The sequence below is a fragment of the Ensifer adhaerens genome, assembly GCF_001270265.1.
GTDB classification, from domain to species: Bacteria; Pseudomonadota; Alphaproteobacteria; order Rhizobiales; family Rhizobiaceae; genus Ensifer; species Ensifer adhaerens_B.
Genome location: NZ_LGAP01000022.1, coordinates 53,515 through 77,799, shown reverse-complemented (window position 1 = coordinate 77,799; position 24,285 = coordinate 53,515). Strand labels below are relative to the sequence as shown.

General features: G+C 62.5%; 24 protein-coding genes and 1 pseudogene. 22 read left to right on the top strand and 3 right to left on the bottom strand.

Features of this window, described 5'->3' with window-relative positions; genetic code table 11:
- The first annotated feature begins 36 nt into the window (after positions 1-36).
- The 7 genes from dnaN (at position 37) to AC244_RS37665 (ending at position 5,217) form a co-directional block, all read left to right on the top strand.
- Positions 37-1,155 carry a DNA polymerase III subunit beta gene (dnaN, locus tag AC244_RS24925; RefSeq protein ID WP_053251512.1) on the top strand — a complete coding sequence of 373 codons (1,119 nt, stop codon included), beginning with the start codon at positions 37-39 and terminating at the stop codon, positions 1,153-1,155.
- Positions 1,156-1,376: 221 nt separating this feature from the next.
- On the top strand, positions 1,377-1,979 hold the full coding sequence (gene pmtA / locus AC244_RS24920; protein ID WP_063934144.1) for a phospholipid N-methyltransferase PmtA: 603 nt from the start codon (positions 1,377-1,379) through the stop codon (positions 1,977-1,979).
- A gap of 12 nt (positions 1,980-1,991) precedes the next feature.
- Positions 1,992-2,576 (top strand): histidine phosphatase family protein, encoded by a 585-nt coding sequence (locus AC244_RS24915; RefSeq protein WP_053251511.1) that lies wholly within the window; start codon positions 1,992-1,994, stop codon positions 2,574-2,576.
- 7 nt (positions 2,577-2,583) lie between these two features.
- On the top strand, positions 2,584-3,288 hold the full coding sequence (gene pyrF, locus AC244_RS24910) for an orotidine-5'-phosphate decarboxylase (RefSeq protein ID WP_053251510.1): 705 nt from the start codon (positions 2,584-2,586) through the stop codon (positions 3,286-3,288).
- Between the two features lie 140 nt (positions 3,289-3,428).
- Entirely contained in the window at positions 3,429-3,716 is a 288-nt protein-coding gene (locus tag AC244_RS24905) for a DUF1330 domain-containing protein (protein WP_053251509.1), read from the top strand.
- 120 nt (positions 3,717-3,836) lie between these two features.
- On the top strand, positions 3,837-4,817 hold the full coding sequence (locus AC244_RS24900; protein WP_053251508.1) for a complex I NDUFA9 subunit family protein: 981 nt from the start codon (positions 3,837-3,839) through the stop codon (positions 4,815-4,817).
- Positions 4,818-5,055: 238 nt separating this feature from the next.
- Positions 5,056-5,217 carry a hypothetical protein gene (locus AC244_RS37665; RefSeq protein ID WP_115418676.1) on the top strand — a complete coding sequence of 54 codons (162 nt, stop codon included), beginning with the start codon at positions 5,056-5,058 and terminating at the stop codon, positions 5,215-5,217.
- Between the two features lie 198 nt (positions 5,218-5,415).
- On the opposite strand, the gene AC244_RS24895 is transcribed toward AC244_RS37665, so the two are convergent.
- Complete coding sequence (locus tag AC244_RS24895) at positions 5,416-6,222, bottom strand: undecaprenyl-diphosphate phosphatase (RefSeq protein WP_053251507.1); 807 nt, start codon at positions 6,220-6,222, stop codon at positions 5,416-5,418.
- 162 nt (positions 6,223-6,384) lie between these two features.
- On the opposite strand from AC244_RS24895, the gene AC244_RS24890 reads away from it, so the two are divergent.
- The 10 genes from AC244_RS24890 (at position 6,385) to AC244_RS24845 (ending at position 18,377) form a co-directional block, all read left to right on the top strand.
- Positions 6,385-7,077 carry a glutathione S-transferase family protein gene (locus tag AC244_RS24890; protein ID WP_053251506.1) on the top strand — a complete coding sequence of 231 codons (693 nt, stop codon included), beginning with the start codon at positions 6,385-6,387 and terminating at the stop codon, positions 7,075-7,077.
- Positions 7,078-7,087: 10 nt separating this feature from the next.
- The gene (gene queG / locus AC244_RS24885; protein WP_053251505.1) at positions 7,088-8,260 is read left to right on the top strand and encodes a tRNA epoxyqueuosine(34) reductase QueG; all 1,173 of its coding nucleotides are present in this window, start codon (positions 7,088-7,090) and stop codon (positions 8,258-8,260) included.
- The gene (locus tag AC244_RS24880; RefSeq protein ID WP_053251504.1) at positions 8,248-9,123 is read left to right on the top strand and encodes an SDR family oxidoreductase; all 876 of its coding nucleotides are present in this window, start codon (positions 8,248-8,250) and stop codon (positions 9,121-9,123) included. The genes queG and AC244_RS24880 overlap by 13 nt, the downstream gene beginning before the upstream one ends.
- A gap of 472 nt (positions 9,124-9,595) precedes the next feature.
- Positions 9,596-9,970, top strand: coding sequence for a septal ring lytic transglycosylase RlpA family protein (locus AC244_RS24875; protein WP_053251503.1), 375 nt, complete (start codon positions 9,596-9,598; stop codon positions 9,968-9,970).
- Between the two features lie 512 nt (positions 9,971-10,482).
- On the top strand, positions 10,483-11,772 hold the full coding sequence (locus AC244_RS24870) for an RsmB/NOP family class I SAM-dependent RNA methyltransferase (RefSeq protein ID WP_053251502.1): 1,290 nt from the start codon (positions 10,483-10,485) through the stop codon (positions 11,770-11,772).
- A 210-nt stretch (positions 11,773-11,982) separates the two neighbouring features.
- Entirely contained in the window at positions 11,983-13,263 is a 1,281-nt protein-coding gene (locus AC244_RS24865; protein ID WP_053251501.1) for an imelysin family protein, read from the top strand.
- 48 nt (positions 13,264-13,311) lie between these two features.
- A complete protein-coding gene (locus tag AC244_RS24860; protein ID WP_053251500.1) occupies positions 13,312-14,853 on the top strand; it encodes a di-heme oxidoredictase family protein in 1,542 nt (513 codons plus the stop codon).
- Positions 14,853-15,977, top strand: coding sequence for an imelysin family protein (locus AC244_RS24855; RefSeq protein ID WP_053251499.1), 1,125 nt, complete (start codon positions 14,853-14,855; stop codon positions 15,975-15,977). Before AC244_RS24860 ends, AC244_RS24855 begins: the two co-directional genes overlap by 1 nt.
- 206 nt (positions 15,978-16,183) lie before the next feature.
- Positions 16,184-17,173: a magnesium transporter CorA family protein gene (locus AC244_RS24850; RefSeq protein WP_053251551.1), complete on the top strand. Its 990-nt coding sequence runs from the start codon at positions 16,184-16,186 to the stop codon at positions 17,171-17,173.
- Positions 17,174-17,255: 82 nt separating this feature from the next.
- Positions 17,256-18,377 (top strand): DUF1513 domain-containing protein, encoded by a 1,122-nt coding sequence (locus AC244_RS24845; RefSeq protein WP_053251498.1) that lies wholly within the window; start codon positions 17,256-17,258, stop codon positions 18,375-18,377.
- An 83-nt stretch (positions 18,378-18,460) separates the two neighbouring features.
- Here the strand turns inward: AC244_RS24845 and AC244_RS24840 are convergent, their stop codons facing one another.
- Positions 18,461-19,015: a GNAT family N-acetyltransferase gene (locus AC244_RS24840; RefSeq protein WP_053251550.1), complete on the bottom strand. Its 555-nt coding sequence runs from the start codon at positions 19,013-19,015 to the stop codon at positions 18,461-18,463.
- A gap of 84 nt (positions 19,016-19,099) precedes the next feature.
- Between AC244_RS24840 and AC244_RS24835 the strand changes: the two are divergent.
- The 4 genes and pseudogenes from AC244_RS24835 to guaA all read left to right on the top strand — a co-directional run bounded on the left by AC244_RS24835 (position 19,100) and on the right by guaA (position 22,385).
- Positions 19,100-19,551 (top strand): annotated as a pseudogene (locus tag AC244_RS24835) (TspO/MBR family protein).
- Between the two features lie 89 nt (positions 19,552-19,640).
- On the top strand, positions 19,641-20,093 hold the full coding sequence (locus AC244_RS24830) for a PaaI family thioesterase (protein WP_025425594.1): 453 nt from the start codon (positions 19,641-19,643) through the stop codon (positions 20,091-20,093).
- The gene (locus AC244_RS24825; RefSeq protein WP_053251497.1) at positions 20,090-20,728 is read left to right on the top strand and encodes a 5'-methylthioadenosine/S-adenosylhomocysteine nucleosidase; all 639 of its coding nucleotides are present in this window, start codon (positions 20,090-20,092) and stop codon (positions 20,726-20,728) included. Before AC244_RS24830 ends, AC244_RS24825 begins: the two co-directional genes overlap by 4 nt.
- Before the next feature lie 94 nt (positions 20,729-20,822).
- Complete coding sequence (guaA, locus tag AC244_RS24820) at positions 20,823-22,385, top strand: glutamine-hydrolyzing GMP synthase (protein WP_053251496.1); 1,563 nt, start codon at positions 20,823-20,825, stop codon at positions 22,383-22,385.
- Between the two features lie 131 nt (positions 22,386-22,516).
- Here the strand turns inward: guaA and AC244_RS24815 are convergent, their stop codons facing one another.
- Complete coding sequence (locus AC244_RS24815; RefSeq protein ID WP_234717027.1) at positions 22,517-23,080, bottom strand: TetR/AcrR family transcriptional regulator; 564 nt, start codon at positions 23,078-23,080, stop codon at positions 22,517-22,519.
- Positions 23,081-23,217: 137 nt separating this feature from the next.
- On the opposite strand from AC244_RS24815, the gene AC244_RS24810 reads away from it, so the two are divergent.
- A complete protein-coding gene (locus tag AC244_RS24810) occupies positions 23,218-24,273 on the top strand; it encodes an SDR family oxidoreductase (RefSeq protein ID WP_053251494.1) in 1,056 nt (351 codons plus the stop codon).
- The last annotated feature ends 12 nt before the right edge of the window (positions 24,274-24,285 follow it).

Sequence of the window (24,285 nt, the reverse complement as noted above, 5' to 3'; positions counted from 1 at the left end):
CGCCCGCCCGGCAACGGTTGAAAGCGGTAGCATCCCATGCGCATTACTCTCGAGCGGTCCAATCTTCTGAAGTCGCTGAACCACGTGCATCGCGTGGTCGAACGGCGAAACACGATCCCGATCCTCTCGAACGTTCTTTTGCGCTCCGACGGTGCGAGCCTCGAAATGAAGGCGACCGACCTCGACCTCGAGATCACCGAGGCGACGCCGGCGCAGGTGGAACAGGCCGGCGCTACCACCGTTCCGGCGCATCTGCTCTACGACATCGTGCGCAAGCTGCCCGACGGCTCGGAAGTGCTGCTTGCAACCAACGCCGAAGGCACGGCGATGACGGTCGCCTCCGGCCGGTCGAAATTCTCGCTGCAGTGCCTGCCGCAATCCGACTTCCCCGACCTGACGGCCGGCAGCTTCTCCCACACCTTCCGCCTCAAGGCGACCGACCTGAAGATGCTGATCGACCGGACGCAATTCGCGATCTCGACCGAGGAAACCCGCTACTACCTCAACGGCATCTTCGTGCACACGGTCGAGAGCAAGGGCGACCTGAAGCTGCGCGCCGTGGCGACCGACGGTCACCGCCTTGCGCGCGCCGACGTCGAGGCACCGTCCGGCTCCGAGGGCATGCCGGGCATCATCATCCCGCGCAAGACCGTCAGCGAGCTGCAGAAGCTGCTCGATAATCCCGATCTCGTCGTCACGCTCGAAGTATCGGACGCAAAAATCCGCCTGACAATCGGCTCGATCGTGATGACCTCGAAGCTGATCGACGGCACCTTCCCGGATTACCAGCGCGTCATCCCGGCCAACAACGACAAGGAACTGCGTGTCGATTGCCAGTCCTTCGCCCAGGCCGTCGACCGCGTTTCGACGATTTCCTCCGAACGCGGGCGCGCCGTGAAGCTGGCACTGGCCGACGGCCAGATGACGCTGACGGTCAACAACCCGGATTCGGGCAGCGCGACGGAAGAGCTGCCGGTCGGCTACGAGCACGACCCGCTCGAAATCGGCTTCAACGCAAAATACCTGCTCGACATCACCTCGCAGCTGACCGGAACCGACGCCATCTTCATGCTGGCGGACCCGGGTTCGCCAACGCTGGTGCGCGATCTGGCGGCCGAAGACGCGCTCTATGTGCTGATGCCGATGCGGGTTTAGTCACCCGTGCCGCGATGAAAAATGCGACCCGTCACGCCGTGCGTGGCGGGTTTTTTGTTGGTGCTGATATTCGTGTGCTGTTGATAAGACGACGCTATTAGGCGCAGACAGACTTGTTTTTGCCGCAGATGAGAGCACATTATATCCGCAATGTCCGCGCCCCGCTCGAATCAGCGAGACCGGACGATCCGTATGAGAGGACGACGGTTTTGAGGGGTTCAATGAATTTGCGCGTGAAGGTGAAGGAACGGCTTGGCCGGAAATTCGACGAGGAGATCCGTTTCTTCAAGGGGTGGATGAGCAATGCGAAGGCGGTCGGGGCAATCCTGCCGACGTCGTCCGTCACCGCCCGCCGCATGGCGAGCGTCATCAATCCCCATTCCGGACTGCCGGTTCTTGAACTTGGCCCTGGAACAGGCGTGATCACCAAGGCGATCCTGGAGCGCGGTATCGCGCCGGAGGATCTGGTGTCCGTCGAGTACTCCACCGACTTCTACCAGCAGCTCAAGGCGAACTTTGCCGACGTCAACTTCATCAATGGCGACGCGTTCGATCTCGAGCAGACGCTGGGTGCGATGAAGGACCGGACCTTCGACAGCGTCGTCTCCGCCGTGCCACTGCTCAATTTCCCGATGCACCGCCGCGTCGAGCTGATCGACGATCTCTTGTCTCGCATCCCGGTCGGTCGCCCCGTCGTGCAGATTTCCTATGGCCCGCTGTCGCCGGTCGTTGCCATGCCCGACCGCTACAGCATCCAGCATCTCGACTTCGTCGTGCGCAACATTCCCCCGGCGCAGCTCTGGGTCTATCGCAAAGCGCACTGACGGAACGCGCCATTGCTCGGCTTCTATATCACGCACCCGCAGGTGCAGATCGATCCGGCAGTCCCGGTACCGAAATGGGGACTGTCGGAGATCGGACGCGCACGCGCGGAAGCGACGGCGCTGCAGCCTTGGGTTCGAACGCTCGGGCGGGTCGTTTCGAGCGACGAGACCAAGGCGATCGAAACCGCGAACCTTCTGGCCGCGGCTGCCGGTGTCGTCGTCGAAACCGATGACACGATGGGCGAAAACGATCGCTCAGCCACCGGCTTCCTGCCGCCCCCGGAGTTCGAGAAGGCGGCGGACTGGTTCTTTGCCAATCCGACAGAAAGCTTCAACGGCTGGGAGCGCGCCGTCGACGCGCAGGCCCGCATCTCAGCTGCCGTCTTTCGCATCCTTGACGAACATGACCCAAAAGTCCCCATCGCATTCGTCGGCCATGGTGGCGTCGGTACCCTGCTGAAGTGCAAGCTGGGCGGCACCGCCATCAGCCGCAGCGCCGACCAGAAGGGCGGCGGCGGCGGCAATCTCTTCGCGTTCCGCCTTGCGGATCGCGCCCTCGCATGCGACTGGACCCCGATGGAATTCTGGCAGGGGTGACCGCGACATGACCAAAACCGCACGCGACCGACTGATCGTCGGCCTGGATCTTCCGACAATCGCCGAGGCCGAAAAGGTCGTCAGCACGCTCGGTGACGATGTGGCTTTCTACAAGATCGGCTACCAGCTGGTGTTTGCCGGCGGCCTCGAGTTCGCGCGCGACCTGGCAGCAGGGGGCAAGAAGGTCTTCCTCGACATGAAGCTGCTCGACATCGACAACACGGTGGCCAAGGGCGTCGAGAACATCGTCAAGATGGGCATGTCGATGCTGACATTGCACGCCTACCCCAAGGCGATGAGGGCAGCCGTCGAAGCAGCCAGGGGATCGGACCTCTGCCTGCTCGGCGTCACCGTACTGACCTCAATGGACGAGCAGGACGTGATCGACGCCGGCTACGAATACGACCCGCACACGCTGGTGCTGCGACGGGCCGAACAGGCACGCATTGCCGGCATGGGCGGCATCGTCTGCTCGGCGGAGGAATCCTCGGCGGTGCGCAAGATCATCGGCCCCGACATGGCGCTGGTGACCCCCGGCATCCGCCCGGCCGGCACTGATAAGGGCGACCAGAAGCGCGTCATGACGCCCGCCGATGCACTGAAGGCCGGATCGAGCCATCTCGTCGTCGCGCGCCCAATCGTCGCAGCGGCAGATCCGCTTGTCGCCGCTCGCGCCATTCTCGCTGAAATGAACGGCGCGCTTTCGCGCTGATCCTGACGCCCTTCTGCAACGGGCCGGCGTTGAGCATCGTGCATCGCCGCCCTCTGCAACCGTTACGCTTGACCTTGGCCGGAATTTGCCGGAAGTAACACTCCCGTCTGCTTCTATTGCCTGAAGACGAGGAGATCAGCATGGCCAAAGGATACTGGATCGCACGGGTCGATGTGCGGGACCCGGAACGCTACAAGGACTATGTGGCGGCCGCAATGCCGGCGTTCGAGAAATACGGCGCCAATTTCCTGGCGCGCGGCGGTGAATTCCAGCGCCTGGAAGGCGCGGTTCGTGCCCGAAACGTCGTCATCGAGTTTCCGTCGCTGCAGGCCGCCGTCGACTGTTATAATTCCCCCGAGTACCAGATTGCCGCCGCGATCCGCCAACAGGTGGCAGACGCCGAAATGGTGGTCGTCGAAGGCATCTGACACGCCGAGCGCCGCAAGCTGCAGCGACGCCAGCCGCCGCGAGGATTGGCCTTCACCTCTCGCGGCTGTTGGGCTATGTAGCAAACAATTCTTCCAAATGAGATCAGGAGTGCGTTTCCCATGACCTTGTCCAACCTTCCGCCGCTGGTGACGATTTTCGGCGGATCCGGGTTCGTCGGCCGTCATGTCGTGCGCGCACTCGCCAAGCGCGGCTACCGCATCCGCGTGGCCGTTCGCCGTCCGGACCTTGCCGGCCACCTGCAGCCGCTCGGCAATGTCGGCCAGATCTCCTTCGTCCAGGCCAACCTGCGCTATCGCAAGTCGGTCGACCGTGCCGTCGAAGGCTCCGACCACGTCATCAACTGCGTCGGCGTTCTGTTCGAAAGCGGCCGTAACACCTTTGACGCCGTGCAGGATTTTGGCGCCCGCGCCGTCGCGGAAGCAGCCCGCGGCGTCGGCGCAACGCTGACGCACATCTCGGCGATCGGTGCAGATGCCAAGTCGGCATCGAGCTACGCCCGCACCAAGGGTCGCGCGGAAGCCGCTATCCTCGAAACGCTGCCGGATGCGATCATCCTGCGCCCGTCGATCATCTTCGGACCGGAGGACGGCTTCTTCAACAAGTTCGCCGGAATGGCCCGGATGTCGCCGGTGCTGCCGCTGATCGGCGGCGGCCACACCAAGTTCCAGCCGGTCTATGTCACCGACGTCGCCGAGGCCGTTGCCCGCGCCGTCGACGGCAAGCTGTCGGCCGGCACGATCTACGAACTTGGCGGGCCTGACGTGCTCACCTTCCGCGAATGTCTTGAGATCATGCTCAAGACGATCGATCGCAAACGTGCGCTGGTCTCGGTGCCCTTCGGCATCGCCTCGCTGATGGGTAGCATCGCGTCGATGGTCCCCCTGATCACGCCGCCGCTGACGGCTGACCAGGTGGTGTTGCTGAAATCCGACAATATCGTCTCGGCGAAGGCGGAATCCGAAGGCAGGACCCTTAACGGCATCGGCATCGCCCCGACCATGCTGGAATCGATCCTGTCCACCTATCTCGTGCGCTATCGCCCGCAGGGCCAGTATACGCGCGGCGGCCGCGCCGGCTAAGGCAGCGGCCCACAACGCCTCTTTCGATCGCCGCCGGCCTTGCCGGCGGCTTTTTGTTGTGTCGTTCAGGCAACAGCGTTGCAGTTCTGCCGCAGTCACAAAAGCGAATAGCATTTACCGCAGATTCAACATGTCCTGATATTGATCAAGACATATCCAACGCATAAAAACCGCCCCGCGCCCCGATCGCAGGTAAGTCTCGGCGGCGACAGCATCACTCTCGAAAGGCATAGCGTCCATGGGCAAGTCGATCGCAATCTTTTTTGCGTGTGCGGCACTGATCATTCTGGCTGGCTCATTCGTCGCGCCGAATACGGTCGCGAGCAGCCGCAAGGGCTGCACGCCGGCCTATGGCGTCGACCCGTGCACGACGGCGTCGATCGACCTTTCCGGCAAGTAAGCCGGCGTCCATCGGGCGACAGACTTCAAGTTTTTGGCGGGGGCCAGGGACCGCGTGCGTTTCATCTGAAACGCACGCGGTTTTGTTTCTACAGCGCCGCGCGTCAAATACGACGCGCGGCGCTGTAACGCTTTAAATTTGCCGCATAATTTCATCCTTGAATCGGATCCGATTTAAGGAATTATGCAGTGGCTGTGCTCAGCCAAGCATCCAGAGGCCGACAAGGCCGGCGGTGCCGACAACGATGCGCCAGATGGCGAAGGGCGTGAAGCCGCGACGCGAGACAAAGTCGAGCAGCGAGCGGACGACGAAGATGCCGGCGACGAACGCCGCGATAAAGCCCACCGCGATCACGGTGAAATCGTCGAACGACAGCGCATCACGGTTCTTGTAGAGGTCGAGCGTGAAGGCGCCGAGCATCGTCGGCATGGCGAGGAAGAACGAGAATTCCGCCGCCGACCGCTTGTCCGTCCCCATCAAAAGAGCGCCGGCAATCGTCGCGCCCGAGCGGGACGTGCCCGGAATCATCGCCAGGCACTGGAACAGGCCGATCTTCAGCGCCAGCGACGGCGGATAGTCCATGACGTCGGTGTAGCGCGGCGTCAGCGGCAGGCGATCGATCGCCAGAAGGATGAAGCCGCCGATGATCAGCACCACGCAGATCAGCATCGGCGTTTCGAACAGCACGGTCTTGATGAAGTCATGGGCGATGGCACCGATGACGGCGGCGGGGAGGAAGGCGAGCAGCACCGCCACGACAAAACGGCGGGCCTTGACGCTCGTCGGCAGCGCCAGCGCGATCGACAGAAGCTTTTGGAAATAGACGAGCAGGATCGCCAGGATGGCGCCGAGCTGTATCAGAACGGCAAAGGTATTGCCCGGCGATCTGAAGCCGAGGAAATGCCCGGCGAGGAGAACATGCGCCGTCGACGATACGGGGATGAACTCCGTCAGTCCCTCGATGAGGCCGAGGACGAGCGCGCTGATGATCGATTGATCCGCCATATATAAAATTTTCCTGACAAGTTTTGGAGTGGGAGGAAAAGGCTGATTCGCTTGTGTTTGCCACCACAAGTTCCTATAGCTTTTTCTGATGAGCCGTGGCCAGACGCATGCGCCGCCACGCTGACGTCCCCTGAAAAAAGACCATAAGAAGCCAGATTATCGATGCCGACACTGTACCATCACCCCATGTCCTCCGCTTCGCGGTTCGTGCGCCTGATCCTTTCGGAATACGGCTACCAGACGGAATTGACCGAGGAACAGCCGTGGGAAAACCGGCGAGACTTTCTGACGCTGAACCCGGCGGGCACGCTACCGGTCTATGTTGACGACAGTATGAGGGCGCTCTGTGGCGCCACGATCATCTCGGAATATCTCGACGAAACGAACGGCATCATGAAACGAGATCGGCGGCTTCTGGCCGAGGATCCGTTCCAGCGTGCCGAAATCCGCCGGCTGGCCGAATGGTTCCTGCACAAGATGGAAGCCGACGTGACGCGACCGCTGGTGCGCGAGCGTATTTACAAACTGCAGATGACGCCCGACCAGGGCGGCGGCGCACCGGACAGCAAGGTACTGCGCACCTCGCGCGCCAATATCCGCCAGCACATGAAATACCTGTCGTGGCTTGCGGGATCGCGTCCCTGGCTTGCCGGAGACCGGATTTCCTATGCGGACCTCGCGGCAGCCGCGACGATCTCGGTGCTCGACTATCTTGGCGAAATCGACTGGTCGGATGCGCCGACCGCCAAGGAATGGTACCAGCGACTGAAGTCCCGCCCCTCCTTCCGCCCACTGCTCTCCGAGCGCGTGCGCGGCGTCACCCCGGTTCCGCACTATGCGGATCTCGACTTCTGAGGATAGTGCCGTGCCCGGCAGTGCTGCCAAGGCTGAAAACCAGGAGCGACGGCGGCAGAAGCTGACGGAATTCCTGAAGGCCGAGGCGGCCGACAAGGGCTTCGACGTCTGTCGCATCACCCGGCCCGATGCCATACCGGAGGCGCCGGGGCGCCTGGTGGAGTTCCTCGACGAAGGCTTTCACGGCACGATGGAATGGCTCGCCGAAACGGCGGAGCGCCGCTCGGATCCGCGAACACTGTGGAGCGATGTACGCTCGGTCGTCATGTTCGGCATGAACTACGGCCCCGAGCAAGACCCGCGCGGCATTCTCGACCAGCCGGACCGCGGCGCGATCTCCGTCTATGCCCAGAACCGCGACTATCACGACATCATCAAGGGCCGCCTGAAAGAGGTCGCGACCCGCTTTGCAGCGCGCGCCGGCGAGGATGTGAAGGTGTTCGTCGACACGGCACCGGTGATGGAAAAGCCGCTCGCGGAGAAGGCCGGCATCGGCTGGCAGGGCAAACACACCAATCTCGTCAGCCGCGAGTTCGGCTCGTGGCTGTTTCTCGGCAGCCTGTTTACCACGGCGGAACTTGCCTTCGACACCGCCGAGCGCGACCATTGCGGCTCCTGCCGAGCCTGCGTCGATGCCTGTCCGACCGCTGCCTTTCCGGCCCCCTACCGCATCGACGCGCGGCGCTGCATTTCCTACCTGACGATTGAACACAAGGGGCCGATCGACCCGGCACTGCGTCCTCTGTTCGGCAATCGCATCTATGGCTGCGACGACTGTCTTGCCGCCTGCCCGTGGAACAAGTTCGCGCAAGAGGCATCGGAGATGAAGCTGAAGGCGCGTGACGACCTGAAGGCGCCGTCCCTTGGCTTTCTGCTGACCCTCGACGACCCGACCTTCCGAACTTTCTTCTCTGGTTCGCCGGTCAAGCGCATCGGGCGGGACCGCTTCGTCAGAAATGTCTTGATCGCAGCGGGCAATTCCGGCGATGAGAGCTTGGTGGCGGCCTGCAAGACGCTGACCAACGATGCCTCGCCGGTGGTGAGGGCGATGGCGGTGTGGGCTTTGTCGCGATTGATCTCGCATGACGCGCTTGCTGCCTATCAGAGGCAATGCGGTGCGGAGAGCGACGAGGAAGTGTTGTCCGAATGGCAAATGGCGGGAGTGAGCCGATGCATGTCCTAGTTCTTGGCGCCGGCTATTCCGGCATGGCGATCTCGCGCGCACTGGCCGGCAAGGCCGAAAGCGTCAGCGGCACGACCCGAAGCGCGGACAAGGCCGCCAAGCTCGAAAAAGCGGGCATCCGCCCGATTGTCTTCGACGGCGACGTGGTTTCCAACGAGCTGGCAACCGCCTTGCGGCAGACGACCCATCTGATCCAGTCGATCGCTCCCGGCCGCGATGGCGACCCGATGTTTCGGCCCGGTAGCGCTGACCTCGCCGAGCTTGCCCCGGCCCTTCGCTGGGTCGGCTATCTCTCGACCGTTGGGGTCTATGGCGACCATGGCGGCCAATGGGTGACGGAAGACATGTTGTCCAAGCCGGTCTCGGCACGCTCGGTGGAGCGGGTCGAAGCGGAAGACGCCTGGCTTGCCTTCGGCGCCCGGAACGACATTCCCGTCGCCGTTCTCCGGCTTTCCGGCATTTACGGCCCCGGACGCAATGCCTTCTGCAATCTTGCCAACGGCACCGCCCGCCGGCTGATCAAGCCGGGCCAGGTGTTCAACCGCATTCGTGTGGAAGATATCGGCGCTGCCACATCCTATCTCTCCGAAAGACTTCAGGGCGGGATCTTCAACATCACCGACAACGAGCCGGCGCCGCCGCAGGACATCGTTGCCGAGGCCGCCCGATTGATGGGCGTCGAGCCGCCACCGGAGATGCCGTTCGAAACCGCCGAGCTTTCGCCGATGGCTCGCTCCTTCTATGGCGAGAACAAGCGCGTCTCGAATGCCCGCATGCGGGAAACCGGCTTCGAATTCGCCTATCCCGACTATCGCGTTTCGCTTGCGCAATTGTGGCAAACGGACAGCTGGCGCGGCGAATGAACAATTGCTGCATGAACAGGTCAACATTTCCCGTTCGCAATGGAACATTCCCGATAGCATGATCGTTAGTAATGGCGATCTCACGGGCCGCTGAATTGTGACCTTCCTGAGATATTCATTCTATACTCTGCGAATTGAATGCAACCACAGCGATAGTATCGTATTTTGAACCATCCGGATTCCGGACATTTCGTTCAATTCGAAATTTTTAATGATTTTTTTCGTTAAGCCGATATCTCGGCTCGCGTGCGTGCCGCGGTTGACGTTCAACCGCTGATTCCAAAGAACTTCCTGGTCGCGCTTAAACTATTTCAAACAATCTTCGATTTTTAATTTTCGTCCTTTTTTAATAGTTCCTAATAGAACGTAAATGGTTGAAGCACGTTTTCGCCATTTTTCGCCCCAATTAGCGATCTTCGACAGAATTAACCAAGAGCTCCAGCCCAAGGGGCTCTAACCGGGGGTCGCCAGTTTGACGCCAGCGAAAATCAAGACTGTTGCTGCGGCAGCGCTGTTCACCGCCGGGATCGGCCTCGTTTCCGTTTCCGATAGCCAGGCAGCAGGCGCCGGTTGCGGCGGCGCGTCCTGGTATGCGCTGACCTCCAAGACGGCTTCCGGCGAACGCATGAACGCCGCCCGCCTCACCGCCGCCCACCGCAGTCTGAAATTCGGCACCAGGGTGCAGGTGGTCAACAAGCGCAACGGCAAGAGCGTCGTCGTTCGCATCAACGATCGCGGCCCGTTCATCCGCGGCCGCGTGCTCGACCTTTCCAAGGCCGCCGCCTCGCAGATCGGCATGATCCGCTCCGGCCACGCCAGCATTTGCTATCGCGTCGTCAATTCCTGATCCTAGAATACTTCCGTCCGGCATCCGTTCCGCGCGGTTCTGCTTTGAGAAATACCGTTCCCCGCGTTTATACCAACCTGCACTGATATTGACCTATTGCGCCGGAGCGATTTTGGTTTCCGGCAATGAGAGAACCGCAACCGGACCCAAGCGGTCCGGTGAGGATTGTCGACGCCGTCCGGAGGCCAAAAGCGCCCGGCCCTTCGGGTGGTCCGTGTGTCGGCCACCGGCAGCGTCGCAATCCTCGACCGATGCTACTGCATAATTCCTTAAATCGGATCCGATTTAAGGATAAAATTATGCAGCAAGGTTAAAGCGTTACAGCGTCCTTTGCGCGTCAGATTTGACGCGCGGCGCTGTAAGGCATCGCTCTACGGTATGCTCCTTGCCGGATGACCGCACACGGTCCCACGCAATAGATCAATATCAGTGCTGGTTGGTATTAATCCTGGCCAGCGTCTTGCTCTTCGATGCCATCGCCGCTACCACGGCGAAAAAGGAGTAGATCGAAGATGCGATTGGGCGGCAGGCTCGCAGGAGCCATCGAAGTTCTTGAGGATATCGAGAAGCGGAAGCGCCCGGTCGCCGACGCACTCAAGGACTGGGGCCTTTCCCATCGGTTCGCCGGTTCGGGCGATCGGTCGGCGATCGGCAACATCGTCTATGACGCGCTTCGCATGAAGCTCTCCCACGCCTATCTGATGGACAGCGACAGCGCCACCGCGCTCGGCCACGCCGTTATGTACCGCCAATGGGGCTTTTCGCCCGAGACGCTGGCGGCCGAACTCGATGGCGACAAGTTCGCCCCCGAGCTGCCGTCTGCCGAAATGGCCCAGGCGTTCGCCACTCGCCGGCTCGCGGACGCCGCCCCCCACATCCAGGGCGACATTCCCGAGTGGGTCCAGGCATCCTTCGAGGAGAATTTCTCCGAGGACTGGCTTGACGAGGCCAAGGCACTCGCCGGGCGTCCCACGCTCGACCTGCGTGCCAACACGCTCAAGGCAACGCGCGCCAAGGTTCTGAAGGCACTGGAGCGCAGCGGCGCCGAACCGGCGACGATCGCGCGCAACGGCATCCGCATTCCGGCCGGCGAAGGCGCCTCGCGTCTGCCGAACGTCACCGCCGAGCTCTCCTTCCAGAAAGGCTGGTTCGAAGTTCAGGACGAGGGATCGCAGATCGTCGCCGACCTCGCCTTCCCGCAGGAAGGCGAGCAGGTGCTCGACTATTGCGCCGGCGGCGGCGGCAAGACGCTCGCCATGTCGGCAGCCATGAACAACAAGGGCCAGGTGCACGCCTACGACACCGACCGCAAACGCCTGGCGCCGATCATCGAACGGCTGAAGCGTGCGGGAACGCGCAATGTCCAAGTGCACGAAGCCGCCGACAGCCTGGCACCGCTTGCCGGCCGCTTCGACCGGGTTCTCGTCGATGCGCCCTGCACCGGCACCGGAACCTGGCGTCGTCGCCCTGATACCAAGTGGCGGCTGAACCAGAAGAACCTTGAAGAGCGCATCTCCCAGCAGGAAGAAGCGCTGGCGAGTGCCGCTCAGTTCGTGCGGCCGGGCGGGCATCTGATCTATGTCACCTGCTCGGTCCTTCCCGAAGAAAACGAAGCGCAGGTCTACGGCTTCTGCGACGACAATCCGGAATTCGAGATCCTGTCGGCCGCCGACATCTGGGCCGGGCTGTTCGGCACAGACAAGCCGCAGCCGTGGTCTGCCGACATGAAGACGGTGACGCTGACGCCTGCCTCGACCGGGACGGACGGCTTCTTTTTCTGCCTGATGCAGCGCAAGGCCTGAACGCCTCGCCGGCGGCTTCGGCACACCGTCAAACCGCCGAGATCAGATTGAAAACGTTCTAAACTATACACTTTGACACCAGTTTACTTTTGGTTCATGACAAGTCGGCTCCGGCGGGTCGGCGGGGGATTTCCGACGACCGTTGCCGAGCGATGACGCCGTCCCGCGGTGTCCGTTCCGGTCCCGCCGGGAGAAGAACAGGAGAGGGTCATGACCAAGAATTTCATCCGCGCCGCGGCGCTGGCGCTCATGACGGCAACGTCGACGCTGGCCCTGCAGCCGGCCCAGGCGGCCACCGATGCAGCCGCCGTGGTAAAGCACTACACCGTCGTTGCGCACGCCAAGTTCGAAGATGCGCTGATCACCGCAGAGGCGCTCGACAAGGCGATCGATGCGCTGATCGCGAACCCCAGCGAAGCAACGCTGAAGGCGGCGCGCGAGGCGTGGCTCAAGGCCCGCAACCCCTATCAGGAAACGGAAGTCTACCGCTTCGGCAACGCCATCGTTGACGAGTGGGAAGGCAAGGTCAATGCCTGGCCGCTGGACGAAGGCCTGATCGACTATGTCGATCCGAGCTACGGCAGCGAGAGCGATGAAAACGGCCTCTTCACCGCCAACGTGATCGCCAGCAAGACGATCAAGATCGACGGCAAGGATGTCGACGCCACCAACATCACGCCGGAACTGCTGGCGGGTACGCTTCAGGAAGCTGGCGGCATCGAGGCGAACGTCGCCACGGGCTATCACGCCATCGAATTCCTGCTCTGGGGTCAGGACCTGAACGGCACCAAAGCTGGCGCCGGCAACCGCCCCTACACGGACTACGACACCAAGGCCTGCACCGGCGGCAATTGCGACCGCCGTGCGGCCTATCTGAAGGCCGCCTCCGCGCTGCTCGTCTCGGACCTGAAGGAAATGGTCGCCAATTGGACGCCGGATGGCGCGGCGACCAAGGCCGTCGAAGCCGATCCGAAAGCTGGCCTCACCGCCATCCTGACCGGAATGGGGTCGCTCTCCTACGGCGAACTGGCCGGCGAGCGCATGAAGCTCGGCATCCTGCTGCATGATCCGGAGGAAGAGCACGATTGCTTCTCCGACAACACCCACAACTCGCACCTGCACGACGCCATCGGCATCCAGTCGGCCTATACCGGCGAATATACCCGCGTCGACGGCACCAAGCTGACCGGCGCCTCGCTTTCCGAACTCGTTGCCGCCAGGGACGCGGCACTCGACAAGGAAATGACCAAGGATCTGGCCACCACGGTCGAGAAGATGCAGGCCATGGCCAAGCGCGCCGAAACCGTCGAGGCCTACGATCAGATGATCGGCGAAGGCAATGCCGAGGGCAATGCCACGGTTCAAGCCGCCATTGACGGCCTCGTTGCCCAGGCCAAAACCGTACAACGCGTCATCGCATCGCTCGATCTTGGAACAATTGAGCTTGAAGGTTCCGACAGCTTAGATAATCCTAACGCTGTGTTCCAATAAGTTGAAAAGGCGGGCCGCGTCGCAACAACGCGGCCCGATCTTCGGTCGATGAACGCACGGACTGTCCAATCCCTGTCGCGACAGCTCGCAGCGCTGCTCTGCCTGCTTGCAACGGCTGTTGCCGCGTCTGACGACGCCTACAACCTGCCACTGACACGCGACGATCTTTCCGAATCCGACCGCAGCCGCGTTGAAACCATCGTCCGACCGACAGCCGACTTTTCCAAAGCCGAGCGGTACGAGGCAATGTCCGGCGGCGCCGGGACCTCGATCGCCCCTGTCGACCAGGACAGCTTCACGCTGTTTTCCGCCAATCTTGCCTTCCCGGACGAGGAGGCCTTCAAGCTGGGCGATGCGCTCTTCGAGAAACTCTGGGTGTCGTCGCCCTCCTCGACCCAGGCGTCGGATGGATTGGGACCGCTCTACAACGCCCGGGCCTGCGAAAGCTGTCATCCGCGCGATGGGCGCGGCCGCCCGCCGGAAGGCTCGCCTGACGCCACATCGATGCTCTACCGTCTGGCGCGCGCGCCGCACAATGATCGCGAGCGCGAGATGCTGGCCAACTACGATCTGCTGAACTTTCCCGATCCTGTCTACGGTGGTCAGTTGCAGGATAGCGCCGTTCCAGGACTTGCTGCGGAAGGTCATATGAAGATGACCTACTCCGAGCTGCCGGTGACATTGGCCGATGGCGAACTCGTGTTCCTGCGCAAGCCATCCTACACCGTCACCGACCTTAGTTATGGCGATCTCGACCCGACAACGACGCTCTCTCCTCGCGTAGCACCGCAGATGATCGGTCTCGGGCTGATCGAAGCCATTCACGAGGCCGACATCCTGGCGGGCGCCGATCCCGACGATCGCGACGGCGATGGCATCAGCGGACGCGCGGCCCTTGTCCGCGACCACAGCACCGGCAACATCGTGCTCGGACGCTTCGGCTGGAAGGCCCAAAACCCGACGGTCCGACAGCAGACGGCGGATGCCTTCGCTGCCGACATCGGCCTGTCGACGCCGGATGCCGATCGTAGCTACGGTGACTGTACCCAGGCCCAGGCCGCCTGCCTTGCAATGCCCACCGGCGTGCAGGCGCGCCTTGGTACGGTCGAGGCGCCGGATCCCGTGCTTGGTCTCGTGGCCTTCTACCCCGCCAACCTCGCCGTCCCTGCCCGCCGCCAGGCGAGCTTTCCGAAGACGCTGCGCGGCAAGCGGGTGTTCTACGACATCGGCTGCACGGCCTGCCATCCGCCAAAATTCGTGACCCGCCGAGATGCCAACCGCAAGGCCCAGGCGTTTCAGTTGATCTGGCCCTACTCCGATTTCCTGTTGCACGACATGGGCGAGGGCCTTGCCGATGGCCAGGCCGTGGGCAGCGCAAACGGCAGCGAGTGGCGCACGCCGCCGCTCTGGGGCATCGGCCTGACGAAAGCCGTCAGCGCTCACACATATCTGCTTCATGACGGGCGCGCCCGCAATTTGACGGAAGCCATCCTATGGCACGGCGGCGAAGGCCAGGCTGCCCGCGATGCCTTCGCCCGTCTTTCCACGCGCGACCGCCGTGACCTCATCGCATTTCTGGAGTCCCTTTGATGCCTCACATGCCCACGCTTGCCCTAGGCCTTTTCCTGGCGGCGATAGCGCCGCCTGCCATGGCGCAGGAGGGAAGCCCCTTGTCGCCCCGCATCATCGATGAAGCGGCCGTGCCGGCCGTGATGGCAAAGGCCGTCGACGATTTCATCATCCCCGGCTATCGCAATCTGTCGGACAAGACGGCGGCCCTGAACAAGGCTTCGGCAGCCCTTTGTGAAAACCCTTCGCCGGCGTCGCAGGAGAACGCGCGAACGGCATTTTCCGAGCTGGTGCAGGCCTGGTCGACGGTCGAAATCATCCGCCTCGGACCGGCACTCGAGCAGAACCGCTTCGAACGGTTCCTGTTCTATCCCGACCGCAAGAGCACCGGCCTGAAGCAGGTGCAGGCCATTCTTGCCAAAAGTGACGAGACGGCGACCGACGTCGCATCGCTCAAGGGCAAGAGCGTCGCGGCGCAGGGGCTGGGCGCGCTGGAATACGTGCTCTATGGCAACGGTTCCGAGGCACTTACGAGCAAGGAGGGCGACTTCCGTTGCCGCTATGGCGTGGCGATCGCGCAGAACCTCAACACCATCGCCAACGAATTCCTGACGGAATGGCAAAAGCCCGACGGTATCCAGTCCGCCTGGAAGAAACCGGGGCCCGGAAATCCTCAGTTTCGCGACAGCAAGGAGGCAGCAACCGAGCTGCTCGGCATCTTCGTGCACGGCGTCGAGATGGTGAAGGACCAGCGGTTGAAGCCGTTCTATGCCGGAACGGTCGACGGCAAGCAGGACAAGGGGCATCCCAAGCTGGCGATCTACTGGCGATCGGAAAACACCATGCCCTCGATCGCCGCCAACTTCCGCGGCCTGCAGACGCTGTTCAAGGTAGCGGACATGGAAAGCCTGCTTCCGGAAGACAGCCGCTCCGTCGCCGGTTCGGCGGACTTCGTGTTCAAGTCGGTCATCGGTATCTCGCAGAACGTCGACGGCCCGATCGGCGAGGCGATTGCCGACGACAAGAGCCGCGCCAAGCTCGACTTTCTCACGCTCAACACCGTCGATCTTCTCGACCGGCTGAACAAGGATTTCGGCGGCGCCATCGGCCTTGGCGCCGGCTTCTCCTTTGCCGACGGCGACTAAACGAGAAGCCTCCAGCCGAGGTGTTGACAATCCCCCCGTTTGGGCGCAAAGCGCTCCCGTGTCCGCTCTCGCGGGCACGTTTCACCACAAGGATCAACTTGCAATGAACCCCGACAGTCGAAGTCGAGCCTTCATGCTCACGACCGCTCGGTCCTGATTGATCAGGGCTTCGTGGCGGTCGGATGACTCGCCCTATGGAGCCCAAAATGCTGCGCATCTACAAAAGCCAGAACAGCCACCTCGTGCTCGTCGATATGCTCGACAGCCTTGCCTCGCCGACGCCGGTCATCTGGTTCGATCTGCTCAATCCGTCCGTGGAGGAGACCCGACTGGTCCAGAGCCAGCTCGGCATCGAAATCCCGACCCGTGACGAGATGCAGGAAATCGAGCTGTCCGACCGCCTCTACCAGGAAGACGGCGCGCAGTTCATGACCATGACGGCGGTTGCCAAGCTCGACAGCGATTATCCGGTCAAGGTCCCCGTGACCTTCATCGTCAAGGGCGTGACGCTCGTGACCGTGCGCCATGCCGACCCGAAACCGTTTCAGACCTATGCCAATAGGCTTCAGAAGGCCAACGGCCAGGGCTGCGAAACGGGCGAAATGGCCATGCTGGGGCTTCTCGAAGCGATGATCGACCGCACCGCCGACGCGCTGGAGCGGGCCGGCAGCGAGGTCGACGGCATTTCGCGTGAAGTGTTCCGCAAGACCAATGCCAGCGCTACCAAGAAGACGCGCGACCTGCAGTCGCTGATCGAGCAGATCGGCCAGAAGGGCGACCTTCTGACGATCATCCGCGAAAGCCTGGTCAGCATCGGCCGACTCGTCGCCTATCATGTCGCCCTCGAAGGCATCGGCCCGCGCAAGGCGGCCAAGGAAAGCCGGCAGCGGATCAAGCTGATCCAGCGCGATGCGACATCGCTTGGCGACCACGCGCTGTTCCTGTCGAACAAGATCAACTTCCTGCTCGACGCAACGCTCGGCCTGATCAATCTGGAGCAGAACCAGATCATCAAGATCTTCTCGGTCGCCGCCGTCGTATTCCTGCCGCCGACGCTGGTCGCCTCGATCTACGGCATGAACTTCGAGATCATGCCGGAGCTTCAGTGGCGGTTCGGATACCCCTATGCCCTGGCGCTGATGGTGCTTTCGGCGATCGTGCCTTTCCTCTACTTCAAGCGGCGGGGCTGGCTCTGAAAGAGTAATCTGCTACATCGTAGCGAAAGGACCGGCAGCGGAATTCTGCTGCCGGCCCGACAAAATGGCAGGCGAGAATGGCATGCGCGCCACCACGGGTCTGATCGACCGACGCAGTTTCATCAAGATGGCCGGCGCCGCCTGGGCGGCGACGCTCGGTGCCCGCGGTGCCTTTGCCCTTGAGCGCGCCGACGCGGTGTTTGCCTCCGCCTTCATGGCGCCGGACGGAAGCTACGGCGTTGCCACGTTGACGGAGGCCGGCGAGATCGTCGAGCGCACGGCGCTTCCGGCACGCGCCCATGGCATGGCCTATTCTGCAGCCAGCAGGCGGACGGTGGCCTTTGCCCGCCGCCCCGGCACCTATGCAATGATCCTTGCGACCGACGGCAGCGCCGAACCGGTGGTCGTTGCCGCCGCCGAAGGCCGGCATTTCTACGGTCATGGCTGCTTTTCCGCCGATGGCCGCCTGCTCTACGCCACCGAAAACGATTTTGCCGCCAACCGCGGCATGATCGGCATCTACGATGGTACGCGCAGCTTCGCCCGCATCGGCGAGATTCCGACCTATGGCATCGGCCCGCACGACATGACGCTATCCGCCGACGGCCGGATGCTGGCCATCGCCAATGGCGGCATCGAGACCCATCCGGATTTCGGCCGCACCAAGCTCAATCTCGACCATATGGAGCCGAGCCTGACATTGGTCGATACCGTGACCGGCGCTCTGATCCAGAAGCATACGCTGCCTGGCGAACTCAGACGGCTCTCCACCCGACACGTCGATATCGGCCCGAAAGGCGAGATCTGGTTTGCCTGCCAGTATGAAGGCGCGCGCGACGACCTGCCGCCGCTTGTCGGCCGTTTCTCTCACGGCGAAGATCTCGCTTTCATATCGCTGCCCGAAAGCACGACGGCGGCGCTCGCCAACTATGTCGGCGCCATCGCCGTCAACCGTAACGAGGGACTGATCGGCCTCACCTCGCCCAAGGGCGGTATTGCCGTGACGCTCGATGCCCGCACCGGCGCCGTTTTGAAGGAGCAGCGCGTGACCGATGCTGCCGGCGTCGCCACCGCAGATCACGGTTTTGCCGTGTCGTCCTATGACGGCCGCTTCAAGGATCACCAGAACCGGGTCGCCTGGGACCAGCATATCGTCCGGCTTACAGTGCCGCGCGTCAAACATGACGCGCCAGGGACGCTGTAACACTTTAAACTTGCTGCATAATTTCCTCCTCAAATCGGTTCCGATTTAAGGAATTATGCAGCGGCCGCAGCTGACAGCAGGTCTCAGGCTGAAAACCGGCCCTCGCCGGCGAGCTTTGCCAGATTGTCCCATTGATAGGCGGTCTGGTCGTGGTTGTCACCGCCGAGGCTCACCTGGCCCTGGCCGACGGCGATCGCGCCCAGGCGCTCGTAAAACGCCCTGTTCGGGTTGCTGGAAAGCACCCAGGCAAACAGCGACGCGCCGCCCAGCTCCCGGCAATGGGCCGCCGCGCTGCGCACCAGCGCCGAGCCGATGCCCGCCCCTTGAAACTCCTTGAGGATATAGAGCGCATAGAGCTCGCGATCGAAACGCGGCGGCATCGAGCGGGCTTTGCCATAATTGGCGAAACCGATCACCCTGTTCGTACTCATGTCGACGGCAACCAGGTGGAAAACGTCGGCAACGCGCATGCGCCTGGCATGGCGCACCGCCTGCTCCTCGATGCTCATGGCATCGAGAAAGGCATCGGAGATCAGCCCGCGAAACGTCGATCGCCAGGTTTCGACGATGACGGAAGCGATCATCATGATGTCGTCCGGTCCGGCTGGCCGGATGTCGATGCGGCGAAAGCTTTTCATGGCAGAGATATAGGTGGCGCATGGGCGCTTCGAAACAGCCATCGCTGCTGGAAAGCACTCAAGGGCGCTCTATCTGCCAATGCCATGAACAAAACCATCGTCTACGCGGTCTTCGTCGCAGCCGTTCTCGGTCTCGGCTTTCTCATCGGCTACAACAACATGCCCGGCGAATGGTATCAGTCGCTGGCAAAACCGGCCTTCAATCCGCCCAACTGGATCTTCGCCCCGGTCTGGTCGATCCTCTAGGTGATGATCGGCATTGTCGGCGCCCGCCTGTTTCTTGACCACCGCCGCACCGCCGCGATGCGATTGTGGCTGGCGCAGATGATCCTCAACGTCCTGTGGTCGCCGCTGTTCTCGGCATGCAGGATGTCTCGTCGGCATTGATCGTCATCATTGCGCTTTTGATCGCGGTCGCCGGCGTCATCGTCGCAAGCTGGCGCCGAGACCGCGTTTCGGCTCTGCTGTTCCTGCCCTATCTCGCCTGGGTGGCGTTCGCGACGCTGCTCAACGGCTCGATTTTCCTCATGAATTGAGCTTGTCGCACTGGTCTGGTCATGCCACTGTCCGTCGATCGATACGGAGGCAATGGGGCCTCCCACGACAACCAGGGCCGTATTGACTGATGGACGACAGCGATCCCCCAGATTTCCGCAGACGCATCAGGGAAAGCTTCGCACGACAGGCGGCCATGGAGACGATCGGCGCGGAACTGACGCTGGTCGAGCAGGGCACGGTCGAAATCGAACTGCCCTTCGACGAGAAGCTGACGCAGCAGCACGGTTTCCTGCATGCGGGCGTGATCTCCGCGGCGCTCGATTCGGCCGGCACCTATGCCGCCTATTCCGTCATCGACCCTGATGCCTCGATCCTGACGATCGAATTCAAGGTCAACCTGCTGTCGCCGGGACGCGGCGAGCGCTTCCTGTTTCGTGGCGAAGTCACCAAGCCGGGCACGACGATCATCGTCTCCGACGGGCGCGGCTACGCGATCCGCTCGGACGGACCGGCCAAGCTGATCGCCTCGATGACCGGCACGATGATGGTGATCCGCGGACGCGAGGGTATCGAAGGATGAATTTTGAAATGAAGGACGTCGCCGGCCGCACGGTTCTCTATGTCATGGCGGTCGATGCCGAATACGGCCCTCATCTGAAGGCGCGGATCGCGCCGCTGATGACCGGCGTCGGACCGGTCGAGGCCGCAGTCACCCTGACGAAGACGCTGGCGGGCCTTGCCGCCCAAGACACTCTCCCGGATCTCGTTGTCTCGCTCGGTTCGGCGGGTGCGGCCAAGCTCGAGCAGACCGAAGTCTATCAGGCGATATCGGTCGGCTACCGCGACATGGACGCCTCGGCGCTCGGTTTCGAGAAAGGCGCGACGCCGTTTCTCGATCTTCCCGCCGTCGTTTCGCTGCCGCACCGCATTCCCGGCATCAAGGAGGCCAGGCTTTCGACCGGCGCCAACATCATCTCCGGCATCGCCTATGACGGCATCGACGCCGACATGGTGGAGATGGAGACCTACGCTGTGCTGCGCGCCTGCCAGTCCTTCGGCGTGCCGCTCATCGCGCTTCGCGGCATTTCCGACGGCAAGGCCGAGCTCAAGCACGTGAGCGACTGGACAGAGTATTTGCACGTCATCGACGAAAAGCTCGCCGGCGTCATCGACAGGCTTGAGACCGCGATCGGCACCGGAGAAGTCCGGCTCTGAAAGCCCGGGATTGTCCGGGTGCAATCTAATCGTTGCGCAGAAGACGGGCTTTCATTAAAGGCTCGCCATGATCAAGCTTGTTTGAAGGCCCGACATGACCCAGACAGCCCATCCCGACACCGTTCTCATCGTCGATTTCGGCAGCCAGGTGACGCAGCTCATCGCCCGGCGCGTGCGCGAATCCGGTGTCTATTGCGAAATCGTGCCGTTCCAGTCGGCGGAAGAAGGTTTTCAGCGGCTGAAGCCGAAAGCCGTCATCCTCTCCGGCAGCCCGGCCTCTACCCTCGACATCGGCTCGCCGCGCGCTCCGTCGGTGATCTTCGATTCCGGTCTGCCGGTCTTCGGCATCTGTTACGGCCAGCAGACCATGTGCGCCCAGCTCGGCGGTAAGGTCGAGAGCGGCCACCACCGCGAATTCGGCCGCGCCTTTCTCGAGGTCGAAAAGGACTGCGCACTGTTCGACGGCGTCTGGTCCCTTGGCTCGCGCCACCAAGTCTGGATGTCGCATGGCGACCGCGTCACCGCGATCCCCGAAGGCTTCGAAGTCGTCGCCACCTCGGCCAACGCCCCGTTCGCCTTCATCGCCGACGAGAAGCGCAAGTACTATGCCGTGCAGTTCCACCCGGAAGTGGTGCACACGCCTGATGGCGCCAAGCTGATCGCCAACTTCGTGCACAAGATCGCCGGCATCAAGGGCGATTGGTCGATGTCGGCTTACCGCGCCAAGGCGGTGGACGCGATCCGCAAACAGGTCGGCGACAAGAAGGTGATCTGTGCGCTTTCGGGCGGCGTCGACAGCTCGGTTGCGGCCCTCCTGATCCACGAGGCGGTCGGCGACCAGCTGACCTGCATCCTCGTCGACCATGGCCTGATGCGCAAGGACGAGGCGAAGAACGTCGTTTCGATGTTCCAAGAGCACTACAACCTGCACCTGCTGCACGTCGACGCCTCCGACCGCTTCATCGGCGAACTGGAAGGCGTCAGCGATCCGGAAACCAAGCGCAAGATCATCGGCCGCCTGTTCATAGAGGTGTTCGAGGAAGAGGCGAAGAAGCTCGGCGGCGCGGATTTCCTCGCCCAGGGCACGCTTTATCCCGACGTCATCGAAAGCGTTTCCTTCACCGGCGGTCCGTCGGTGACGATCAAGTCGCACCACAATGTCGGCGGCCTGCCTGAACGCATGAACATGCAGCTGGTCGAGCCGCTGCGCGAGCTGTTCAAGGACGAAGTCCGCGTGCTCGGCCGCGAACTCGGCCTGCCCGACAGCTTCATCGGCCGCCATCCCTTCCCGGGACCGGGCCTCGCCATCCGTTGCCCGGGCGGCATCAGCCGCGAGAAGCTCGAGATCCTGCGCGAAGCCGACGCGATCTATCTCGACGAGATCCGCAAGGCCGGCCTCTACGACGCCATCTGGCAGGCGTTTGCCGTGCTGCTGCCGGTCCAGACGGTCGGCGTCATGGGCGACGGCCGCACCTACGAGTTCGTCTGTGCGCTGCGCGCCGTCACCTCGGTCGACGGCATGACGGCGGACTTCTACCACTACGACATGGAGTTCCTCGGCCGCGCGGCGACTCGCATCATCAACGAGGTCCGTGGCATCAACCGCGTGGTCTACGACGTCACCTCGAAGCCGCCCGGCACGATCGAGTGGGAATGATCTTGGCTGGTCGTGGCGCGCTCTCCGGCGCGCCACGACTGCCTGCAATCGACTGACGACAAGAAGGACTTCCGCGCCACCGGCAGCCGGAGTCCACAAGCTTCAGACAGAAATAGCGTGATTGCTTTCGCCTAGCCAGGCGGCGTCACCGCCGCACGCAAGAGCCGCATGAACAGCCTTGTGTCGTCTCCAAGGCCTGGCTCCGCCCCTCGCATTTCCTTGATGCCGCTCATCGCCGCGAGAATTATGCCGGCAAGGCTGGCGGGTTGGGCTTCGACAGCGCCAAGGTCGATTTCCCCCTTGGCCGCAGCCTCGTGCAAAGCCAGCGACAAAAGATCGAGAAGCCGCTCCCGCGTCTCCAGCGTAATATCGGCGGCCAGCGCCATATTGACCTCGAACAGCTCCCTTGCTTCGGCACTTCCGCCGAAGGGGGCGATCAGTCCCCGCTGAAAGGTGGCGATCGCCGCTTCAATGCGGTCAAAGACGCTCCCCTGCCCCTTCAGCGCCACCTCGACCTCGGCCATCGTCTGCCGGTGCGCGCGCGCCGAACCGGCTCGAAACAGGTCTTCCTTGCTGTTGAAGCTCAGATAGAGCGAGGCCCGCGAGATTCCGGCAGCGCGCGCAATGTCGGCCATCGTCGCCTTGCGAAAGCCAAAGCGCACGAACACCGGCAACGCGGCATCGAGGATGTGCATCGTTTTCTGTTCAGTCGATATCATGCAGACACATTGACACTTCGAGCCCACAGTGTCAAAAAGACAGCTAGACATGTAAAGTCCATTTGTCCAATTCAAGAAAGGCCGCTATTCCGGCATGGCCAGAAGGAACCTTGATGCGCATTGCCGAAACAAAGGACCAGGATGACACCGTGCTGGTCACGGGCATCGGCGGTTTCCTCGCAGGCCATGTCGCCTTGCAATTGCTGGAGCAGGGCTATCGGGTTCGAGGCAGCCTGCGGAACATGGGAAAGTGTGAGGCCGTCCGAAGCCAGCTTGGCGTGCACGCGCCTGGCGAGTTGCAGCGGCTGGGCTTCGTGCAGGCCGATCTCGATGCAGATGATGGCTGGCGTGAGGCCGTCGAAGGGTGCCGCTATGTCATTCACACGGCATCGCCGTTTCCTCCGGGCTTTCCCGAAAATGAGCGGGCATTGATTGACACGGCGCGCGAAGGCGCGTTGCGTGTCCTCAGCGCCGCACGCCGGGCACACGTCGAGCGGGTCGTTCTTACCTCATCGGTTGCTGCCACCAACCACGGCGACGGGCAGGCGCCCTTTACCGAAGAGAACTGGACCGACCCCGAAAGCCCGCGGGCGACGCCCTACTACAAGTCCAAGACTCTGACCGAGCGTGCCGCCTGGGCATTCGCACACGAGGCCGGCCTCGATCTCACCGTCATCAATCCGAGCGTCATCCTCGTCCCATTGCTCGGGTGCGATTTCGGGACCTCCGTCGGATTGATCTACCATCTGATGACCGGTCGCTTCGAAGGCATCCCGCGCTTCGGCTTTTCGGTCGTGGACGTGCGCGACGTCGCCGATGCCCATATCAGGGCGATGACCAATCCTGATGCCGGCGGTCACCGCTTCATCGTCGGCGGTCGATTTTTCTGGCTCAAGGAGCTGGTGGTTCTCCTTGCCCGCACCTTTTCCGAGCATGCCGCGCAACTGCCGGTCGGCGAAGTCCCGGACGAGATCATCAGGACGATGGCATCAACCGATCCCAACGCCCGCACTATCGTTCACGAGCTTAACCGCGACCTGAGCGTGGACGCGTCGAAAGCCAGGCGCCTGCTGAACTGGCACTCACGCCCGGAGGAGGAGTGCATCTGCGCCAGCGCAAGAAGCCTCATTGCCTTGGGATTGGTGCCCGCCGTTTCCGTCGGCAGATAAGATCAACCCCTA

What these genes read in the sequence shown, in the direction of transcription:
- AC244_RS24850 (WP_053251551.1), top strand. Translation starts at nt 16,184, where the DNA reads ATGCTGCGCATCTACAAAAGCCAGAACAGCCACCTCGTGCTCGTCGAT.
- AC244_RS24825 (WP_053251497.1), top strand. Translation starts at nt 20,090, where the DNA reads ATGAATTTTGAAATGAAGGACGTCGCCGGCCGCACGGTTCTCTATGTC.
- AC244_RS24900 (WP_053251508.1), top strand. Translation starts at nt 3,837, where the DNA reads ATGACCTTGTCCAACCTTCCGCCGCTGGTGACGATTTTCGGCGGATCC.
- AC244_RS24845 (WP_053251498.1), top strand. Translation starts at nt 17,256, where the DNA reads ATGCGCGCCACCACGGGTCTGATCGACCGACGCAGTTTCATCAAGATG.
- dnaN (WP_053251512.1), top strand. Translation starts at nt 37, where the DNA reads ATGCGCATTACTCTCGAGCGGTCCAATCTTCTGAAGTCGCTGAACCAC.
- AC244_RS24810 (WP_053251494.1), top strand. Translation starts at nt 23,218, where the DNA reads ATGCGCATTGCCGAAACAAAGGACCAGGATGACACCGTGCTGGTCACG.
- AC244_RS24895 (WP_053251507.1), bottom strand. Translation starts at nt 6,222, where the DNA reads ATGGCGGATCAATCGATCATCAGCGCGCTCGTCCTCGGCCTCATCGAG.
- AC244_RS24865 (WP_053251501.1), top strand. Translation starts at nt 11,983, where the DNA reads ATGACCAAGAATTTCATCCGCGCCGCGGCGCTGGCGCTCATGACGGCA.
- pmtA (WP_063934144.1), top strand. Translation starts at nt 1,377, where the DNA reads ATGAATTTGCGCGTGAAGGTGAAGGAACGGCTTGGCCGGAAATTCGAC.
- guaA (WP_053251496.1), top strand. Translation starts at nt 20,823, where the DNA reads ATGACCCAGACAGCCCATCCCGACACCGTTCTCATCGTCGATTTCGGC.
- AC244_RS24815 (WP_234717027.1), bottom strand. Translation starts at nt 23,080, where the DNA reads ATGCACATCCTCGATGCCGCGTTGCCGGTGTTCGTGCGCTTTGGCTTT.
- AC244_RS24880 (WP_053251504.1), top strand. Translation starts at nt 8,248, where the DNA reads ATGCATGTCCTAGTTCTTGGCGCCGGCTATTCCGGCATGGCGATCTCG.
- pyrF (WP_053251510.1), top strand. Translation starts at nt 2,584, where the DNA reads ATGACCAAAACCGCACGCGACCGACTGATCGTCGGCCTGGATCTTCCG.
- AC244_RS24905 (WP_053251509.1), top strand. Translation starts at nt 3,429, where the DNA reads ATGGCCAAAGGATACTGGATCGCACGGGTCGATGTGCGGGACCCGGAA.
- AC244_RS24840 (WP_053251550.1), bottom strand. Translation starts at nt 19,015, where the DNA reads ATGAAAAGCTTTCGCCGCATCGACATCCGGCCAGCCGGACCGGACGAC.
- AC244_RS37665 (WP_115418676.1), top strand. Translation starts at nt 5,056, where the DNA reads ATGGGCAAGTCGATCGCAATCTTTTTTGCGTGTGCGGCACTGATCATT.
- AC244_RS24830 (WP_025425594.1), top strand. Translation starts at nt 19,641, where the DNA reads ATGGACGACAGCGATCCCCCAGATTTCCGCAGACGCATCAGGGAAAGC.
- AC244_RS24870 (WP_053251502.1), top strand. Translation starts at nt 10,483, where the DNA reads ATGCGATTGGGCGGCAGGCTCGCAGGAGCCATCGAAGTTCTTGAGGAT.
- AC244_RS24855 (WP_053251499.1), top strand. Translation starts at nt 14,853, where the DNA reads ATGCCTCACATGCCCACGCTTGCCCTAGGCCTTTTCCTGGCGGCGATA.
- AC244_RS24860 (WP_053251500.1), top strand. Translation starts at nt 13,312, where the DNA reads ATGAACGCACGGACTGTCCAATCCCTGTCGCGACAGCTCGCAGCGCTG.
- AC244_RS24890 (WP_053251506.1), top strand. Translation starts at nt 6,385, where the DNA reads ATGCCGACACTGTACCATCACCCCATGTCCTCCGCTTCGCGGTTCGTG.